The sequence below is a fragment of the Paenibacillus sp. 01T443 genome, from assembly GCF_056398325.1.
In genome coordinates, this window is the sequence record NZ_JBFTPE010000028.1 from 1 (window position 1) to 20,074 (window position 20,074).

The 20,074-nt window shown below is 45.1% G+C and carries 16 protein-coding genes and 1 pseudogene; 15 read left to right on the forward strand and 2 right to left on the reverse strand.

Translation table 11 applies throughout. The annotated features are described in order from the left end of the window. Positions 1-243: 243 nt before the first annotated feature. Positions 244-534 carry a hypothetical protein gene (locus AC1DLI_RS30055; RefSeq protein ID WP_477608688.1) on the reverse strand — a complete coding sequence of 97 codons (291 nt, stop codon included), beginning with the start codon at positions 532-534 and terminating at the stop codon, positions 244-246. Between the two features lie 232 nt (positions 535-766). Between AC1DLI_RS30055 and AC1DLI_RS30060 the strand changes: the two genes are divergently transcribed. The 8 genes from AC1DLI_RS30060 (at position 767) to nfsA (ending at position 8,121) form a co-directional block, all read left to right on the forward strand. After that, positions 767-1,741, forward strand: coding sequence for a S66 family peptidase (locus AC1DLI_RS30060; RefSeq protein WP_477608690.1), 975 nt, complete (start codon positions 767-769; stop codon positions 1,739-1,741). A gap of 65 nt (positions 1,742-1,806) precedes the next feature. Continuing rightward, positions 1,807-2,253, forward strand: a complete 447-nt coding sequence (locus AC1DLI_RS30065) for a GNAT family N-acetyltransferase (protein WP_477608781.1) — start codon at positions 1,807-1,809, stop codon at positions 2,251-2,253. Positions 2,254-2,274: 21 nt separating this feature from the next. Then, positions 2,275-2,943 carry a ribose-5-phosphate isomerase RpiA gene (gene rpiA / locus AC1DLI_RS30070; RefSeq protein ID WP_477608692.1) on the forward strand — a complete coding sequence of 223 codons (669 nt, stop codon included), beginning with the start codon at positions 2,275-2,277 and terminating at the stop codon, positions 2,941-2,943. Between the two features lie 197 nt (positions 2,944-3,140). Next, positions 3,141-4,769 carry a spore germination protein gene (locus tag AC1DLI_RS30075; RefSeq protein WP_477608694.1) on the forward strand — a complete coding sequence of 543 codons (1,629 nt, stop codon included), beginning with the start codon at positions 3,141-3,143 and terminating at the stop codon, positions 4,767-4,769. A gap of 6 nt (positions 4,770-4,775) precedes the next feature. Beyond that, positions 4,776-5,894 carry a GerAB/ArcD/ProY family transporter gene (locus AC1DLI_RS30080; protein WP_477608696.1) on the forward strand — a complete coding sequence of 373 codons (1,119 nt, stop codon included), beginning with the start codon at positions 4,776-4,778 and terminating at the stop codon, positions 5,892-5,894. Then, positions 5,863-7,101, forward strand: coding sequence for a Ger(x)C family spore germination protein (locus AC1DLI_RS30085; protein ID WP_477608698.1), 1,239 nt, complete (start codon positions 5,863-5,865; stop codon positions 7,099-7,101). Before AC1DLI_RS30080 ends, AC1DLI_RS30085 begins: the two co-directional genes overlap by 32 nt. A gap of 33 nt (positions 7,102-7,134) precedes the next feature. Further along, positions 7,135-7,338, forward strand: a complete 204-nt coding sequence (locus tag AC1DLI_RS30090) for a CLC_0170 family protein (RefSeq protein ID WP_477608700.1) — start codon at positions 7,135-7,137, stop codon at positions 7,336-7,338. A gap of 24 nt (positions 7,339-7,362) precedes the next feature. After that, positions 7,363-8,121, forward strand: a complete 759-nt coding sequence (gene nfsA / locus AC1DLI_RS30095; RefSeq protein WP_477608702.1) for an oxygen-insensitive NADPH nitroreductase — start codon at positions 7,363-7,365, stop codon at positions 8,119-8,121. A gap of 53 nt (positions 8,122-8,174) precedes the next feature. Here the strand turns inward: nfsA and AC1DLI_RS30100 are convergent. After that, positions 8,175-9,151: pseudogene (locus AC1DLI_RS30100) on the reverse strand (MFS transporter). A 412-nt stretch (positions 9,152-9,563) separates the two neighbouring features. Between AC1DLI_RS30100 and AC1DLI_RS30105 the strand changes: the two are divergent. From AC1DLI_RS30105 to AC1DLI_RS30135, 7 genes are all read left to right on the forward strand, one after another. Continuing rightward, positions 9,564-10,829, forward strand: coding sequence for a molybdopterin molybdotransferase MoeA (locus tag AC1DLI_RS30105; protein ID WP_477608704.1), 1,266 nt, complete (start codon positions 9,564-9,566; stop codon positions 10,827-10,829). A gap of 28 nt (positions 10,830-10,857) precedes the next feature. After that, a complete protein-coding gene (gene nirB, locus AC1DLI_RS30110) occupies positions 10,858-13,008 on the forward strand; it encodes a nitrite reductase large subunit NirB (RefSeq protein ID WP_477608706.1) in 2,151 nt (716 codons plus the stop codon). Next, positions 12,993-15,128, forward strand: a complete 2,136-nt coding sequence (nasC, locus tag AC1DLI_RS30115; protein WP_477608708.1) for an assimilatory nitrate reductase catalytic subunit NasC — start codon at positions 12,993-12,995, stop codon at positions 15,126-15,128. Before nirB ends, nasC begins: the two co-directional genes overlap by 16 nt. Positions 15,129-15,239: 111 nt before the next feature. Beyond that, positions 15,240-16,811, forward strand: coding sequence for an ABC-F family ATP-binding cassette domain-containing protein (locus tag AC1DLI_RS30120; protein ID WP_477608710.1), 1,572 nt, complete (start codon positions 15,240-15,242; stop codon positions 16,809-16,811). 105 nt (positions 16,812-16,916) lie between these two features. After that, positions 16,917-17,792, forward strand: coding sequence for a permease (locus tag AC1DLI_RS30125; protein ID WP_477608783.1), 876 nt, complete (start codon positions 16,917-16,919; stop codon positions 17,790-17,792). Continuing rightward, positions 17,789-18,763, forward strand: a complete 975-nt coding sequence (locus AC1DLI_RS30130) for a TIGR03943 family putative permease subunit (protein WP_477608712.1) — start codon at positions 17,789-17,791, stop codon at positions 18,761-18,763. Before AC1DLI_RS30125 ends, AC1DLI_RS30130 begins: the two co-directional genes overlap by 4 nt. A gap of 165 nt (positions 18,764-18,928) precedes the next feature. Next, positions 18,929-20,068, forward strand: coding sequence for an acyl-CoA dehydrogenase family protein (locus AC1DLI_RS30135; RefSeq protein WP_477608714.1), 1,140 nt, complete (start codon positions 18,929-18,931; stop codon positions 20,066-20,068). Positions 20,069-20,074: the final 6 nt, after the last annotated feature.

Consider the following 20,074-nt stretch of genomic DNA (forward strand, 5'->3'; position numbering starts at 1 on the left):
CCGCCGTGCAGAACATGAAGCCGCCGTGCAGAACATGAAGAAGATCGCCCTCCACTTGGAACGGAGGGCGTAAGAGGTTTAAACCCTCTGTTTCTCACGAAAAGAGAGGATAAAAAAACAAAAGAGAAACCTGTCGTTTTGAAAAAACGTGGGTTTCTCTACAAGCTGAAGAAACACGCTCATTCAGAGCGTGTTTCTTTTTCGTTTACCAGAAGTAATCGAAGTAACACGAAGAACTGTCAATTATGGCGTGGTAACGGCAGGAAGCTCTACAACGGTTTGCGGATATTTATAATCATTGCGATAACAACTTGTTTCTGAATCATATGTCGATTGCGATAGCTTATGAGAGATTGCAAAAATAGAAAGYTTCGGATTAACATGCAGGGAGGACTCATAAAAGGAACAATATTCAAAATTGAAGTCGAGTGTCGTAATGATAATTACGCAATTCGTAAAGGTACAGCTAATAAAACTAAAACCATCAAAAGCAATCGTTTCGTTCTTAAAATGTTCATTGGCAATTGTGTTCATGATCAGCGCTCCTATTCTGTGATGGGACAACCTACTAGAAATTTTAGCAGATGATAGATGTGATGTTTGTCGGTTATTGCATCTGAAATAAAATAATTAACGACATAAATAGCGCTCGTTTTTGCCTTGGAAAAACAAGAAGGTTACATTTTTTGTATTCAATAATTTGGATGACTGCTATACTATTTGGAATCCCTATCATTTTCGATTCTAGAGGAAGAGGTGCTAGAAAATGAAAGCCGATTTATTAAAGCCAGGCGATGATATTCGTATTATCTCTCCTTCAAGAAGCATGTCAATCATTGCCGAAGAACAGATCCGTTTTGCGCAAGAACGGCTGGAAGCTATGGGGTTTACCGTTTCATACGCCAACAATTGCTTGGAAACAGATGACTTCTTTTCATCATCCATTCAGGCAAGAATCGACGATTTGCATGAAGCTTTTTTGGATTCCAGCGTAAAAGGAATTCTCACGACAATCGGCGGATATAACTGTAACCAGCTGCTCGGCAGCCTTAATTATTCCATCATTGCCTCAAACCCGAAACGCCTATGCGGCTATTCCGACATTACAGCCTTAAGCAACGCTGTATACTCAAAAACAGGCTTAATAAGTTATTCGGGACCACATTTCTCTACATTTGCGATTAAATACGGGAATGAATATACAGTGGACTATTTCAAACGTATGCTAATGGAGAATCAATCTATCAGGATTCAACCGGCTGAGTATTGGAGTGACGATGCATGGTTTCTCGATCAAGAGAATAGATCTTTCCAAACCAATGACGGTCCGTATATTATTAATGAAGGACAAGCAGAAGGCACCCTAATTGGCGGAAATCTGTGTACGTTGAATTTACTGCAGGGAACCTCTTATATGCCGAGCCTTAAGGATGCAATTGTATTTATAGAAGATGACTATGAATCTCAACCCGTTACATTCGATAGGGATTTGCAATCCCTTATTCATCAGCCAGGATTTGAGGATGTCAAAGGCTTAGTCATCGGAAGGTTCCAGCGCTCATCCAATATGACCAGAAATCTGCTTGCGAAAATCATCAGTTCCAAAGCAGAATTAGCACATATTCCTATAATCGGTGATCTCGACTTCGGCCACACATCACCCATGTTTACCTTTCCGATAGGCGGTAGAGCGATCATTGCTGCAAACGGCAAAGATTTGTCTTTGACTATATCGGAATAGTTCAGCACAAATGTATACGCTGCATGAAGTTAGGAAATGAAGGATTGGAGGAATTCCCCCTGAAAATCGAAGTTATACGGGCAACGAATAACCATATCGTTGAATTAGCAGATCTATTTAATCAGTACCGAATATTTTATAAGCAAGCCTCTGATCTAGAGGGGGCAAACGCGTTTTTATCCGAACGGTTGGAACATCAGCAGTCTATTTTATTTATTGCCGTCAATCAGGCAACGGGTGAAGCAATTGGCTTTACGCAGCTTTATCCTTCATTTTCTTCTGTATCGATGAAAAGGTCTTTTATATTGAATGATCTGTTTGTGATCGAGAAACAAAGAGGTCAAGGCGCTGCTCAGCTGCTGTTGGACCATGCTAAGAGCTATGCGAAAGCAAACGGCGCGAAAGGCTTAGAGCTTTCTACGGCAATGGACAATAAGCAAGCACAACGTTTATATGAACGGAACGGTTATGAAAGAGATGAAATATATTATCATTATTATTTAACAATTTAGTATCAAAAGGGAGTTATTCTAATGGAATCCAAAAAATTAGCTGCTGAAAAAGCAGTGGAATATGTAAAAGACGGCATGATTGTTGGTTTAGGGACAGGCTCTACCGCATATTGGGCTATTCAAAGAATCGGACAAAGAGTGAAGGAAGGACTTTCGATCAAGGCGATCGCTACTTCCAAGCAATCGGAGGAGGTCGCCAAGGAGCTAGGGATCACGCTGCTTCCTTTTGCGGAAATCGATGAGATTGATGTTACGATTGATGGCGCTGATGAAGTTGATACCCATTGGAATCTTATAAAAGGCGGGGGCGGGGCATTGCTTCGCGAGAAAATCGTTGCGGCTGCAAGCAAGCAGCTTATCATTATTGTTGATGAGAGCAAGATGGTCTCGGAGCTGGGTCAATTCCCATTACCGGTCGAAATCATTCCGTTTGGTTTTGAAATGACGATGAGAAAGCTGCAGAAGCTAGGCGCAGAACCTGTATTGAGAAAAGCCGGTGATCAAGCCTTTGTAACGGATAACGGGAATTATATTGCGGATTGTCATTTTGGCAGCATTGCTCAGCCAGAGGAGCTTCATATGACGCTTAATCAAATTCCAGGTATCGTAGACAACGGTTTGTTTATTGAAATGGCCTCAGTTGTCATTGTTGGGTATGCCAATGGGACCGTTCGTCAGTTAGAAAAATAATGCATGAGGTATAAAAATGACTTAAAAGCCTTGAAGGACCAGAGTGATGGCCCTTCAAGGCTTTTTGCTTTATTTCAAGGATGATCAAGTTCGCGAGCGATGGTTATTATTGCAAAGATGTGTAAAAGATAACTCATGAGTAAATTTTCCAAAATGCATTCACGATAAGTCATTATATTTGAATGGTCGGTGAGAAAATGCCAATACAGGGTATGAACAAGAAAAAAGCAAAGCCGATTATTACAGATCCGAGCGGCACTCTTGATAAACACAAGCATGACTTGATAAGTGTAAATATCAAAGACACCATCGCATTTATTCTAGAGATTTTGGGAGTAAACGAAGATTTGACGATACGAAGATTCCATGTATTTGGCAAGTATTCCGCTGTCATTATGTATTATTCTAACATGATTAATCAAAATACCATTAATCTGGATATCGTTAAACCGCTCATGTATATTCCTCCGCATCTCCAAGGACACACCATCGAAATCGAGCATTTGAAGGACGTATTGCTTAATGATGCCCTTTATCACAGCGAGAGCAAGTTTGAAAACAAAATTGCCACTTTAGTCGAAAGTATTCTAAGAGGTGAAACGGTCGTAGCTGTTGAAGGGCTCGATGAGGCTTTTGTGATTGGGACAAGAAATATTGATAAGCGATCCATCGACCAGCCCGCGACCGAGCAGGTCATAAGAGGACCGCGGGAAGGCTTTATTGAGCCCATCGGCACCAATATTTCTTTAATCCGATATCGGCTGCAATCACCTGACCTTCGAGTAACGACGATGGAAATTGGCCAGCGAACAAAATCAAAGGTCGCAGTTTGTTATATGGAGGGGATTACGAGTCCTGAGCTTGTAAAAGAAGTAAATAACAGGCTCTCAAAAATTGATATCGATGGCGTACTGGACTCTGGTTATTTAGAGCAGTTTATTGAAGATAATCATTACTCGCCGTTTCCTCAGGTTCAGTACACGGAGCGACCAGATAAGGTTGTTGCCAACTTATTGGAGGGAAGAGTTTCAATTTTGGTGGACGGTTCGCCGCTCGCCTTGCTCGTACCTACCGTGTTCAGCCAGTTTTATCAGACGGTTGAGGATTATACCGAACGATTTTTATTGATGAGCTCGATTCGTTTCGCCAGACTCATTGCTTTGGTGTTTTCATTGATCTTTCCCGCCATTTACGTGTCGATCATTTCCTTCAATCCCGAGCTGATCCCAACTGAATTTGCGGTAGCCGTCGCAGGGGGCAGGGCAGGGGTGCCTTTTCCGGCCGTTGTAGAGGTATTAATCATTGAGATATCCATGGAAGTATTGCGAGAAGCGACGATTCGCCTTCCGCAGCAGGTTGGCGGCGCGCTCTCTATCGTAGGTGTTCTTGTTATAGGTCAGGCTGCGGTAGCAGCAGGATTCTCGAGCCCGATTACGATCGTTATCATTGCATTAACGACAATTGGGTCGTTTGCAACGCCTGCATATAATGCAGCTCTAGCTTTGCGTTTGCTTCGGTTTCCGCTGATCATTATGGCTGGCATTTTCGGGCTTTACGGCGTAATGATCGGGCTCATCCTTATTGCGAATCATTTGCTGTCACTGAAGTCATTTGGCGTTCCGTATCTCAGCCCGCTTGTTCCAGCAGAGTTCCAAGGTATGAAGGATCTTTTAATTAGAGGCCCGTTATGGTGGATGAGCAAAAGACCGTCCTTTCTGCAGACCGTGGATTCACAGAGAGTGAATGAACAATCTTTTAAGGAGATGGATCATTCAACAACCAATGTACTTGATCCGGAAAATGATAAAAATCAGCAGAGGGGATAGCATCGAATGGAGACTCGTCAGATTACCGTAATCCAAGCAGCCGCTATTCTCGTTAGCACGATTATTGGGGTAGGTGTACTCGCACTTCCGCTATTTGCTGTTCAAGCTGCTGATTCTGGTGCTCCGCTCGTGACTTTGCTTGGCATGCTGCTTGCTTTTATTGGCCTTGTGTTGATTACCATTCTGGGCATGAGATTTCCTAATCAATCCGTAATTCAATATAGCGAGAACATCATTGGAAAAGGATTGGCGTGGATAGGAAGTGTCTYTATTATCGCTTTCTTTGCCATTCTGACCTCCTTGACGGCTCGAGAATTTGGGGAAGTTGTCGTCACATCTGTACTTCGATCAACGCCAGTTGAGGTTACGGTAATCGTCATGCTGCTGCTCGCGGCTATATCCACGCGAAACAACATCACGACCTTTGCTTATATCCATACTTTTTATTTTCCATTACTCCTTGTACCTGCTTTGCTCATTGTAGCCCTTTCTCTAAAAAATGCAGAGATGATCAATTTACTGCCGGTCTGGGGAAACGAACCAAAGAAAATGCTGAAAGGAATTGTGACTATCGCTGCTTTGTTCCAAGGCTCATTCGTATTAACAGCTGTCATTCCAGCTATGAAGAAGCCTGAAAAAGCAATGAAGGCGAGTATATGGGGATTGCTTATCGCTGGTGGGCTATATTTCGTGATCGTTGTTGCAGCGGTTGGTGTGTTCGGCGCGGAAGAAATCAAACAGCTTCTCTGGCCTACGCTGGAATTAGCGAAAGCGACTTCATTGCCGGCAAATATATTAGAGCGCTTGGATGCCGCGTTTTTAGCGGTGTGGGTAACTGCGGTGTTTACGACACTGTTCTCAAGCTATTTCTTAACGATTTACTCCATCAACAAATTGTTCCGTTTACGTGACCATAAGCTATTCTCATATTTCATTTTGCCTATTGTATTCGTTATGGCGATGCTTCCTCAAAACATTGTTCAAATGTATGAAATTATTGAGAATGTTGGTCGTTTCGGTTTGTATATCACGATTGTTTATCCCGCACTGCTATTGTTTGTTTCTATCCTTCGCAAGAAGAGAGGTACTCGCGTTGAGGACAAGAAAATGGATCAAAACAGTTAAAGGATTATGCTGCTTATGCATTTTCATACCGTTATTAACAGGCTGCTGGGATCGACTTGAAATCGAAGAGCGAGCCGTTGTTTTAGGCGTGTCCATCGACACGGTTGATCCCGAAAAGGCGGAGAATGAGGAGGATGAGATTTCTCATCTTCAAGGAACGATTAAAGCCCCAAGAAACAACATGGTGCGAGTCGCAGTTCAGATCGCGCTTCCAGGCAGAATCCCGCTCGGTCCAGGCGAAAGCGGCGGCTCCAGCGGCTCAGCAGAGCAAACGGTTTGGGTCATAGATGTCGTCGGCCATAGCATCAATGATGCGTTCATGAATTTACAGCAGCAGGTTTCCAGCAGACTTTTTTTTGGACATTTGCGTGTGATCGTCGTGTCTGAAGCAATGGCAAAAAAGGGATTGGAAAATGTAAATGATTACTTCCGGCGTAATCCAGAGGTGCGCAGAATGGCTTGGCTGATGATCGCTCAGGGGAATGCGCTTAAATTCATGAAAGCAGCTCCAAAACTTGAACGGGTACCCACCCTTTATTTGATGTCCACGTTAGATGAAGGGATGAGAATGGGCAAGTTCCCCAAGGATTATATCGGTATATTCTGGAGTAACTTGTCTAAGAAAGGCCAGGAGGGTTTTTTGCCTTATGTGGAGATGAAGAAAGAACAAAATGTAGAAATAAAAGGTCTCGCTTATTTTGTCGGCGATCGAATGGTCGGCGTAACTAAGCCCCTTGAAATAGCAGGATATTTAGCCATAAAAGGAGTAAATCCCGCAGGCTATCGGGTTTTCATTAAGCTGGATGATTCATCCGAAACGGTGATGACAAATGCTACCCATCGAAAATCCGAAATTGATGTCCGGATTAAGGACAATGTCCCTTTTTTTACGATAAAAATTTCGGTTGAGCTTAATATAGAGGGTAAGATTAGCGAGAAGGTTAAAATAAATGACCCCGCTACTTTGCGAGCAATCGAAAAAAAACAGGAGGAAATATCCGTGAAGTTTTACTCCGATATCATCAAGAAAACACAAGCAAAAGGTTCTGACATATTCGGCTTTGGTGAGTATGTACGGGCCAAAAAGCCTCACTATTGGAATACGCAAGTGAAAACAAATGAAGGTTGGCGTAATTTATATAAGGAATGTAATTTTGAAATAAAGGCTTTAATGAAAGTGCGGCGAATTGGGATGAAAGCCCAATAACTATTCGACTAAAGATGGGGGGGCATTGTTGGGATGATTGGCGAGGGCTATACAATCAGTTATCAAAATTATGCTATTCTTCTTTGGATGTTTAGCGGAATACTCATCCTAATCATTGATGTTAGAGGCTTTCAAATTGCGGGAATGAACAAAGAACGTAAAGTTTCAAAATTCCTCGGATGGTTTAATATTATTATTGGGTTCGTCTCGCTAATATTAAATATGTTGCTTCAATAAACCAATGAACAAGGAAGTGAAACGATGAATGATGTTATAAAAATGTTATTAAACCATCGTTCCATACGATCATACTTGGACAAGCCGCTCTCGGAGGAGCAGATAAAAATTATCGTACAAAGCGCACAAGCAGCGGCCACCTCCAGTTACGTACAAGCCTATTCAATCATTGGCATAAAAAACCAACTTCAAAAGGATAAGCTCGCCGAGCTTGCAGGAAATCAGGCTTATGTTGCAAAAAACGGACATTTCTTCGTGTTCTGCTTAGATTTACATCGGCTTGAGATGGCGGCCGAGATCGAAGTTGCGAAGCCCGAAACAATTGAGTTGACATTAAATTCAACAGAAATGTTTATGATTGGGCTTATTGATACCGCGCTCGCCGCCCAAAATGCGGCAATAGCAGCGGAATCCATGGGCCTAGGCATTTGTTACATTGGAGGGTTAAGAAACCAGTTGAAAGCCGTTACCGAGCTTCTTCAACTGCCCAAAAGAGTGATTCCGTTATTTGGATTAAGCGTGGGATACCCAGCGAATCTTTCTGATCAAAAACCAAGATTGCCAGTAATGAGCGTTTATCATGAAGATGGATACTATCAAGACAAAGAGCAATTGATGGAACTTTTACATACCTATGATCAAGAAATTTCCAGTTATTATTCAGAAAGAACGCAAGGAGCACGCAGTGATCGCTGGACGGAGGCGATGACGAAGCTGCTGCAAAATCCAAAACGTCTAGAAATGAAACAATTTTTAAAGGAAAACAAAATACCCCTAGACTAATGAGGCTTCATTGTCCAAGGGCATTTGCTCAACCAATTTATTGATTTTATGGTTTAAACATTAACAGAAGATATGTCGGATCGAGTATCCAAATTTGCTTTGCCGCCTTTTGCCATCCATTTATTTTTCCATTTCGATTGCATGACGGTCAATAAGGTAAGGGAGGCAAGCGTTACAACGCTTAAAATAAGGAAGCCGGAAGTATAAGAGCCTGTTGATTGATAAAGCTTTCCGAGAATCAAAGGGAGCGCATAGCCGCCCAAGCCGCCAGCAGCTCCGATAATGCCTGTCATTAGACCAAGCTCGCTGCCAAAGCGCTGAGGTACCAGTTGGAATACAGAGCCGTTCCCTGCGCCCAGACACATCATACCGATGAAGAGCAAGGTTATGACAACAGGCAGGGCTGGAAGGGATGCAACGGCTGCAAGCATGAGTCCTGCCTCGGCATATAGAATGGTCAACATTCGTGTACCGCCGATTTTATCGGATAAATATCCGCCCACGGGTTGATGGCGAGTCCGAAAACAACTTCCCAGCTTCCATAATGTTGTGCCAGACGATTTGCAAACAACGTTGAAATTACGGTACCGCTGTTACCAGCCCCTGCAATACCCATCACGAGGCCCTGATGCTCTTTCGAATACCATTGACTGGCTAACGGCAAGGCTGCGGCAAAGGAAGCGCCGGCGACACCAAGCAGCAAAGCTACAATATAGAGCTGATCTAAGGAATCTACGAATTTCCAGCCCATGATTAATGGAATAAGCGTGAATAGCATACCGAACTGTGCCGTTCGTTTGGGTCCGATATAGTCTGTCATGAAACCTAACACTAACCTAAGAATGGAACCGCCCAATATGGGAAGAGCCACTAAATTTGCTTTTTGAACAGGATCCATTGGATAGTTTGCCGCAATAATTACACTTAAAGGTCCAATTAACACCCAAATCATGAAGCTCATGTCAAAATACAAAAATGCACTGAATAACGTAGGTTTATGCCCGCTTTGCCAAAATCCTTTTCTCTCCATTCCAATCTCTCCCTTAATCTCTGTAATCAACCCAAATCCTCTGTAATCAACTTAAAAAGCCGCAATTAGTCCTTATATAGGAACGAATTGCGGCCTCATTGCCGATGGTTGCACGTCATTGTGCGATCTTCTCATGAATCGGATCACAAAGTTGTTATCACAATTCGAATTATAAGTTCACGTAATGTACGTGTGAATATTTCTGACATATAAAATTTTTAGTCGTCCATTTTAGCATTTATCCGTGTTATATATATTGACATTAACGCTGTCATCAACTAATCTAACATTATAGAACGAGTAACGCACAGTGTCGTGCGAACTCAAACGGCAACGATGCCTTTTCCTCAATGAAGGGAAAGGGTCTTTTCTGTCCATTTTTACTCATACATCTGGCTGGAGGTTGATAAATATGTCGGTCATAAGCGCATTAGACCCGCTGACAGCTTCCGTATCGATAGCCGTCATGAAGATGACACGTGATAGGAAAGAACCTGTTACTGAAACGGTATCATTAGAAGATTCATTATCCAGAGTGCTTGCATACGATTTTGAAAGTCCGTTTTCTTTGCCGCCATTCCGGCGCGCAGCGATGGATGGTTATGCAATATGTGCTTCTGCATCAACAGGAGCCACTAGAGAGAAACCTGTATTGCTACATGTTAGAGATGAAGTACGTGCAGGGCAAGCGGAGATAGACTTTTCAATGGATTCGGGTATTATGAACGCCGTTCGTATATTTACAGGTGCTCCTGTTCCATCCGATTATGATTGTATCGTGATGCAGGAAACGGCGGTTGCGCGTAAAGATCTGCGTGATTTTCCATCCGTGCAGATTGATCGGTCCTATCAGAAAGGACAGCATATTGCCAAGAAGGGCGAGGATGTGCCGCAAGGCATGAAGGTGCTGTACCGGGGGGCTTCAATTAAAGCAAAAGAGATTGCGGTGCTGGCTTCATTTGGGCAAACTGATGTCTCGGTTTACCGAAAACCAGTCGTTTCCATATTGCCAGTTGGTGATGAATTAGCTTTGCCAGGCGAGGCTTTGCAGTCCGGACAGATTTATGATGCGAATAGCTTTATGGTAAGCGCAAGACTTCGCGAGCTTGGGGCTGAGGTCATTCGGCATTCACCGATTCCAGATTGTCCTAAGATGTTAGAAGTCGCAATTAAAGATGCCCTGGATAAAGCTGACATCGTTGTAACAACTGGGGGCGTTTCGGTCGGCGATTATGATTATGTAAAGCTTGCAGCCGAGTCTCTAGGTGGTGATGCCATATTTACGAAAGTAGTGATGAGGCCTGGTACGCCAACCTCAGCCTATCAATTTGGACCTAAGCTGCTTGTCTGCCTTTCAGGAAATCCTTCGGCATGCTTTGCCGGAGTAGAGCTATTGCTCCGCCCCGTTGTTTTGAAGGCGGCGGGTAGAAATGAATACCGTTCTGAATGGTTGGAAGGAAAACTAATCGATTCCATTCAAAAACCATCACCATATCCAAGATATGCAAGGGCATTTGTATACCGTGCTGAGAAGGAATGGATGGTTGAACCTTTGCGAAACGATAAATCCGGCAATGTTGCTGCCTTTGCAAGAGCCAACGCGCTTGTGCTTATCCAAGCTGGAGGTGCAGGCGCCGAAGCAGGGCAAGAGGTTCGTTTTGTTTCGTTAACGATCTAGAAAAACACGCGAGTGGATGTGAGCATAGATGAGTAGAGAAAAATTAGTCGTTATCGGAAATGGAATGGCAGGAATTAGATGCGTAGAAGAAATTATCAAGCTAGCGCCTAATAAATATCAAATTACAGTATTCGGCAATGAGCCTCACCCTAATTATAATCGCATATTGTTGTCGAAGGTCCTACAAGGGGATTCTTCTATTGAAAGCATCGTTATTAACGATTGGTCTTGGTATGAGGAAAGAGGGATACGGCTGTATACAGGGGAGACAGTCGCTCAAATAAATACCGATTCACAATATATAAAAACATTATCCGGCATTCGTACCGATTATGATTGCCTTATTATAGCTACAGGATCTTCAGCATTCATTCCGCCGATAGCCGGCGTTCATAAGCAAGGCGTTATTTCTTTCCGTAATATTAACGATTGCAAAACGATGATGGAATATGCAAAAAAATATAAAAAAGCTGCTGTCATTGGCGGTGGTTTGTTGGGTCTCGAAGCAGCAAGAGGGCTTCTTAATCTAGGTATGGAAACCGATGTCATCCATAATGCGCCTTATCTCATGAATAGGCAGCTTGACCGCATGTCAGCTGACATGCTCCGCAAGGAATTGGAAGAGCAGGGCATGCGTTTTTGGCTTAGCAAGGAAACTGAAAGCATTACGGGCTTAAATCGCGCCAAAGGCATTCGTTTCACGAACGGCAGCTCATTAGAAGCTGATTTGATCGTAATTTCCGTAGGCATTAGGCCGAACATTGATCTTGCCAAGAAGAGCGGCATTGATACGAATCGAGCAATTATGGTTGATGATTATATGAGAACTAGCGTGCCTAATGTGTACGCCGTTGGCGAATGCGCAGAGCATCGTGGCGTTGCTTACGGCCTAGTTGCACCGCTATACGAACAAGGCAAGGTGCTAGCCAGCCTGCTATGCGGAATGGAATCAGATCCCTATAAGGGTTCAGTCCCCTATGCTCAGCTTAAGGTTTCTGGCGTTGACGTTTTTTCCGTAGGTGATATCAATTCAGATTCCGCCGAAACGGCTATCCAGTTATTCGACGGAATCCGTGGCACCTACAAGAAGGTCACCATGAAAGAAGGAACAATACGAGGCGCCATTTTGTTCGGTGATTCTTCCGAAGGAACAACGCTGCTTAATCTAGTGAAAAAGAGAGCGTCAATAAGCGAACTATCCTCGCCAGCGAATGCAGGCGGCAGTGATTTAAATGAGGAGCTGGCCGCTAATATGCCGGATCGCGAGACGGTCTGTGCATGTAACGCCGTTAGCAAAGCTGCGATTATGTGCGCTGTGATTGAGGATGGCATGCAAACGACAGAGCAGGTGAGAGATTGCACCAAGGCATCCAGCTCCTGCGGCGGCTGCCGTCCGATGGTAGCGGCTATTGTGCAATATGCGCTGAAGCATGGAAAAGAAGGTATGGCAGCAGCGGCTGAGCCGATCTGCAGCTGCACTGAAGTCAGTCATGCAGCTTTAAAAACAGCTATTTCCGAAAGTTCCATATCGAATCTCGTCAACTTAAAGACAGACTTAGGCTGGAATCGCTTTTCGGGCTGCTCGGTTTGTTCATCTGCTATCCGCTATTATTCGGCACTTTATCATCCATCCCATGAACAGGAGGACTTTCAAAGTACTTCTCGTATCATGCAAAATAGTCTATCTGTTGGCGTTAGCTCCAGCCTCATTCACGATATTACTTCGGAGTATGACTCACGTTCAATTGGAGCTGATTTAGAGCAATATTGTAACGGTCTTCAGTATCCTTCAACATTGAAAGCAGCAATCACTTCGGGTATGCATAATCCGGCAGGTGTGCTTGTTCATGACCTTGGGATTACTGGAGCTCCGGCGGGCTGGGAAATTTACATCGGCGGCCATGCGGAGCACCCGGTTAAGCAAGGACAGCTCATCGGAATCGCCGATTCCGATAAGCTCGCTTTGGCACTCTCTGTCTCATGCTTGCAGCTGTACAGGGAAAGAGCAGATTATGGTGAACCGTTGTGGAAATGGATAGAGCGAGAGGGAATCGTGGAAATTAGAGAAATGATTTTCGATGCTGATTATCGCCTTGAGCTTGTAGAGCGGACAGAGGCTTCAGTAGCTAGGCTAAAAAACGCGGAAAGGCTCGGTGAAGGGATATGCGGCAATTGCTAAATGCGCAAGAGAACAATCTTTCTGGCTTCGTAACGGAAACGCAATGCCCATTTTGCAGCGTACAATGCAAGATGCGAGTAACCAAAGAGCTGCCAATACCGGGCTCCCGTCGATATTCATATTCCATTGAAGGTATGCCGAATGCCGCATCAGAGGGTCGCCTATGCGTAAAAGGGATGAATGCTCATCAGCATGCGACAAGCAAGGATCGGCTTCTGCAGCCATTAGTCAAGAAAAACGGACAGCTAGTGCCATCCTCTTGGGAGGAAGCCTTAACAGCCATTATTAATAATTTTCAGGCCAACAGCAATGAGTATGGTCCCGACTCGATTGGCGTCTATGGCGGAGGTTCCTTAACGAACGAGTCCGCTTACTTGCTTGGCAAGTTTGCCAGAGTAGCTCTTAAAACCAAATATGTTGATTATAACGGCAGGTTTTGCATGTCAGCCGCTGCATCCGCGGGCAACAAAACATTTGGGATTGATCGCGGACTGACTTGTCGGCTGGCTGACATACCGCTAGCGCGCTGCATTATTTTGGCTGGAACGAATATCGCTGAATGCCAGCCAACGCTAATGCCTTATTTCACTAAAGCGAAAGAAAACGGCGCGATTATCATCGTGATTGATCCGCGTGTCACAGCGACGGCTGCAATCGCGGATATCCATTTGCAAATCAAGCCGGGCACCGATGCTGCGTTAGCGAATGGCATGCTTAAGGTACTTTTGGATGAGAAGCTGATAGATGAAGCCTTCATCTCCCAAAGAACGAATGGCTTCGCCGAATTAATCACACATCTATCAACGATTGCTTTGGATGAAGTAGCAGCATTGACAGGCTTAGATGAAGCAGACATTCGAAATGCCGCCAAAGCCTACGGGCATGCGGAAACCGGAATTATTTTCACAGCTAGGGGCGTTGAGCAGCAGACGGACGGTCATGTTGCGGTTCGAAACTTCTTAAATATGGTGCTCGCTACCGGAAAAATCGGCAAGCCAGGCTGCGGCTACGGAGCAGTTACCGGCCAAGGTAACGGGCAGGGCGGAAGGGAACACGGACAGAAAAGCGACCAGCTGCCCGGTTATCGCAACATAGAAGACGAACAGGATCGTTCCTATGTCGCGAGTGTATGGGGAATTGATCCGGAGGAGCTTCCTCGCAAGGGTGTTTCTGCCTATGAGATGATGGAGCTTGTTCATAAGAAAGACATCCGGTCATTGTTAGTCATGGGTTCTAACCCTGTCGTATCGAATCCGAATGCTGATTTGGTAGAGGAGGGGCTAAAAGGTCTAGACTTCCTGGTCGTCGCGGATATGTTTATGTCGGAGACCGCGCAAATGGCGGATGTCGTTTTGCCTGTGACGGCTTATCTAGAGAATGACGGAACCTTAACCAACCTGGAAGGGCGCGTATTATTACGTGAATCGACGCTGGAGGCTCCCGGTGAAACCAGACATGATTGGCAGATTTTATGCCAAATCGCTGAAGGGCTTGGCAAGAAGACCTATTTCCCATTTGAAACAGCCGAGCAAATCTTTGAAGAGCTTAGACTAGCCAGCCGCGGCGGATTAGCTGATTATTACGGCATTACTTACGATCGCTTACGGCGTGACGGCGGGATATATTGGCCTTGTACCTCTACAGAAGAAGACGGGAATCAAGGCATGATGTTCGAACGCGCCTTTGCTCATTCGGATGGAAGAGCTATATTTATGCCGGTTGCAAGTCGACTCCCACAGGAAACACCGAATGATGAATTTCCGCTTACCATGACGAACGGAAGGGTGCTTTCACACTATCTAACCGGCGTCCAAACGCGCAGAAGTCCCTCATTGGCAGCGCGAAACGTAGAAAATTATTTGGAGATCCATCCAAAAACGGCAAGAAAGCATCGAATTGTGGATGGGGAATGGGTTGAGGTTACCTCACGCAGAGGCAGCTTCAGCGTGCGAAGCCGAATAACGGATAAAATAAGAGAAGATACTTTATTTGTACCGATGCACTGGGGCGGGATACAAAACGTGAACAAGGCGACCAGTCCTGAGCTCGATCCCAACTGTAAAATGCCAGGCTTCAAAACCTCAACCGTTTCCGTTCATCCTTTGCGATTAAATATTTAGAGAAGAGAGGACTGCCATAAGCTCCCAAGCCGGAGCGGAGCAGTCCTCTTTTTCGTCCAGCTTGACATAGAGGGCGTGAGTGGTTTACAACCATATACAGAGGTGAAAGACATGAGCGTGATTCGATTGGAAAATGTAACGAAAAAATATGAGGATACTCTTATTTTTCGTGATATCTATTTTCGTATTAGCAAGGGGGACCGAATTGGTCTCATCGGAAGAAACGGAGCCGGAAAATCTACCGTATTCAAGCTTATTCTTGGCAGAGAAGAGCCAACGACCGGAAAGGTAGAGGTTGACCCTAAAGTTAAGGTGAGTTATTTTTCCCAATTTTCTGAGCTGAGCGGCAATCGTTCTGTCCGCCAGGAGCTTGAGCAGTGCTACGAGCATATTTGGAATATCGAACGCGAGCTTAATGAGATTGGCGAGAAGCTTGGCATCGCAGCGGATGAACGTGAAATGGAGAAATTATTGGATCGGCAAGCTGAACTTTTTGAGCAAATGGAGCATCACGACGGCTGGAATGCAGCAGTAGAGATTGATACGGTTTTAACGAAGCTTGGATTTGACGAGCATTCGCGTGAGCAGCCCGTGGATCAGCTGTCAGGCGGATGGCGCAACCGTGCTGCCCTTGCGAAAATGCTCATTGAGCTGCCGGATGTGGTTCTCCTCGACGAGCCCACAAACTTTTTGGATTTAGATGGACTCGCTTGGCTCGAGCAGTGGCTGAACCGTTTTACCGGCACGATGGTTCTGGTGTCGCATGACCGGCAATTTATTGATAGGGTGGTAACGCGCACCATAGAAATCGAGAACTATCATTTTCAAGAATACGAAGGAAATTATACGGATTATATTCGAAAAAAAAAGCTGCGTAAAAAAGAGCTCGATCGGCAATTCGAGTGGGAAGAAGAGCTTCTTCTCATGGAAGCGGAAGAGCTTGATAACCGATCCAAAAGAAAAGCATCCAAGGATCGGCTGTCTCGTAAGCTTGCGGATATGAAGAAACGAATAGAGCCGCATCCGGTGAATGTGCTGATTACGGATATCTATGAAAATTTGCGCTTCCCAGACAATTTATGTACGGTGGAAGCCATCGGAAAGAGCTATGCAGACCGTATGATTTTTCAAGACGTCAGCTTCGACATTCAGAAAGAAGACCGCATTGCGATTATTGGACCTAACGGTAGCGGAAAGTCGACGTTGATTAAAGTACTGACAGGTCAGGAGCAGCCGGATACGGGAACGGTGCGCTTTAGTAAAGGTGTAAACTATGCCTTTTTCAATCGGATGTGGGACGAGCTGGATCAGAAGGATACCGTAAGCCATGCCGTGAATGTATACGGTCTTGGCCTTGACGCACCGCGGAAAAAGGTTAATAAATTTCTGTCCATGCTGCAATTTTCTGAAGCCGATCTGCAGAAGGTGATCGGCAGCTTATCCGGAGGCCAGCAAGCGCGTGTCGCATTGGCGAAATGCTTATTGTCTGGTGCTGAGATTATCATTTTGGATGAGCCTACGAACCATCTCGATCTGACAAGCATCCAAGTCATGGAGCAGGCACTAATCCATTTTCCGGGCGCGGTGGTTACGGTGAGTCATGATCGTTTCTTTATTGATAAAATCGCGACAAAGCTTCTTACGTATGAACCGGGCGGATTCATCAGTCAGCAAAGCGTGTAAACAAGCAACTAATTGGTTTATGGAGGAAACATGATTTTTTAGTATATGCAGTGGAGATGAGTAGGCTTGACGACTCTTTATCAATTAAACACAATCTTTATCAGTATGGTGATGGAAGCCATTCCCTTTGTCCTTGTCGGCGTGCTTATTTCAGGTTTGATCCAAACCTTCGTAAAAGATCATTGGATTGCGCGAATCATGCCTCGAAATCGTTATCTCGCCACGATATTTGGCTGCGGGATCGGTATTTTCTTCCCTTCCTGTGAGTGTGGAATCGTACCGATTACAAAACGATTAATTAATAAGGGTATGCCTTTGCATGCAGGAATTGCTTTTATGCTTACAGGGCCTATAATTAATCCAATCGTTTTATTTTCAACTTATATCGCGTTTGGAAATGATTGGGAAATGGTTGGTATTCGGGCTGGTCTAGCGATAGTCGTTGCTTTCTCGGTATCCATCATTCTTTCATTTATGTTCAAGGATCTTCCTTTTCGTGTCCAAGACGGGCAGGCGGCAGCGGCTGTCGAGCATGGAACAGGAACCGCTCCGGGTTCAACACTCGTGTCGGTATGGAAGCGAATCTATGAGGTCATCGTTCATGCTATAGATGAATTTTTCTCTGTCGGCAAGTATTTGGTTTTGGGAGCTTTTATCGCCGCATGCATGCAAACATTCGTTCCCACCTCGTATTTGCTGCACCTGGGAAGCAATCCGGTAACGTCATCTCTCGTCATGATTGCTTTAGCATTCATCATTTCGTTATGCTCGGAAGCGGACGCCTTCATTGYCGCTTCATTTAGAAGCACGTTTACCGTCGGCTCCTTGTCTGCTTTTCTTGTTTTTGGACCGATGATCGATATTAAAAATACCCTTATGCTGCTTGGAACGTATCGCAGCAAATTTGTTTTTGTGCTGATCGGGTTAGTTACTGTGTTTACTTTAATCGGCTCATTAATCGTGGGGAGGTTATTCGGATGATTCGTTTTTTCATTTTGTTCGGATTTTCCTTCATGTTTTTTATGCTTCATTATACTGGTGATATTAATAAATACATCAATATGAAATATGCTTATCTTTCCATTAGTGCGGTTGTCATTATGGGGCTGCTCAGTATTTTCGAGTTTGTGCGCGTCTCGCGCCAGCAAATTGCGGAAGAGAAGAAGCAAGCGGCATTCTCATTGGCAGCCGAAAGCGGTGATGATTGCCTGCATAAGGAACATAACGGTCATGGGCAGCATCAGCATCAAGCACATCAGGATGTTCATGATCATCATTCGCATGAACATTCGCATGAACATGCCCATGGACACGATCATTCCCACGGCAACGACACCAAGCTAAAACGTTTTTTTAGTTATCTTATTTTATTCGTGCCTATCGTTACCGGCCTTTTTCTTCCGGCCTACGCACTCGATTCCAGCTTTGTCAAAGCCAAAGGTTTTTCCTTCCCGAGCTTTGAAGAAAACATCGAGAAAAACCCTGGCGCGCATCAGTTCTTGAAGCCTGACTCAAGTGTTTTCTATCGCAAGGATGATTACGACAAGGTAAAAAACAAAGAGTTGGCCGAATTCGTAAACCGTCCAGCCGTTACCTTAACGGATGCGGATTATTTGAAAGGAATGGAGGTCATTTACAATTCACCAGACGCTTTTATAGGCAAAACGATAGGTTTCGACGGTTTCGCTTATAAGGGGCAGCAGGTAGACGGCAATCATTATTTCATCTTCCGCTTTGGATTCATTCATTGCGTGGCTGATTCCGGCGTATTTGGCATGCTGGTTGAATTTCCGAAAAATACTCAAATGAAAGACGATGACTGGGTGCATGTTTCCGGCAAGCTCACATGGGAATTTTACCAGCCCTTTAAACAGACGATCCCCGTCTTAAAAGTGAAGGATTGGCATGCGATAGATACACCGAAGGACCCTTATGTTTATCGAACCACATAAAAACTAATTCGTGGAATAGTCAGCCTAAACGGGCTGGCTTTTTTGCGTTTATAAAGGTGCTTTCGAGGTCATTTTTCCACTGACTGCTTTCATATAATACGCTATACGCGGATACCGTCGAACTTTGTCCACTTGTTATGCTTGCCATATGAAGGGGGGAGGGAGATGCAGTTTTCTTTAAACGAGGAGCTGGAAATGACCCGGTCTTTCGTCAGGGAATTCGCGGAAAGCGAGGTTGCTCCCCTTGCGGGGGAACGGGATGAGAGAGAACAGTTTGATCGTAAGCTCTTTGACCAAATGGGGAAGCTTGGTATAACGGGTATTCCGATTAGTGAACGGTATGGCGGCGCAGGCAGTGACTGGCTGACCTTTTCTATTGTCGTGGAAGAGCTCGCGCGTGTATGCGCTTCTACCGCTGCGGCCTTGGCCGCGCATACGGTGTTTTCGGCATGGCCGCTTTACGTTTATGGCGATGACTCTATAAAAGCAGCCTATTTAGGCGAGCTTGCAAGGGGGACCATGCTGGGGACTAGCGCGCTGCCCATGCCAAATAACATGGAGAGTAAAATATACAGCCGTATAGCTGCCCAATCCGGCAACGAAAATTGGCTGCTTAACGGTGCGCATTCTTGTGTGATGCAGGCTGGCATCGCGGATTGTTATCTTGTTTTTGCGCAAATCGAACCGAAAAGACGAAGAAACGATCTTAATGCATTTCTAATCGAGAGCGGGGCACCTGGACTACACATGGAGGAGAAAATTCATAGAATGGGCCTGCGATCTTTCCCATTCGCGAAAATCAGGCTTGAGCAATGCCCCGTTCCGAAGAAAAACCAGTTGGGCTTAAATCGTCAGGGACATGCGATGGCGTTGTCTCTAGCGGACATCGCCCACATTAGCGCTGCAGCGCAAGCTGTCGGCATTGCACAAGGCGCATATGAAGCGGCTGCGGCCTATGCCAAGGAACGCAAACAATTCGGACTCCTGATCGGTAAGCAGCAAGGCATATCTTTTAAGCTTGCAGATATGTGGACACGGCTTGAAGCTGCACGCCTGCTTACCTATCAGGCTGCATGGCGCAAGGACGCTGGCTTAGAATGCGGCAGGGAAGCGGCAATCGCCCGTAAATTCTCGGCCGAGTGCGCAGTTGCTGCAGCCATAGAAGCCATTCAGGTGTTTGGCGGTTACGGCTATATGCAGGAATACCGAATGGAGCGTTTTTTACGGGACGCAAAATGCTTGGAATCGGAGCTGGGGACTGGCGGAATAGACTATGATTGTTTATCTCACCTGCTGGACAAATAGGGGGCG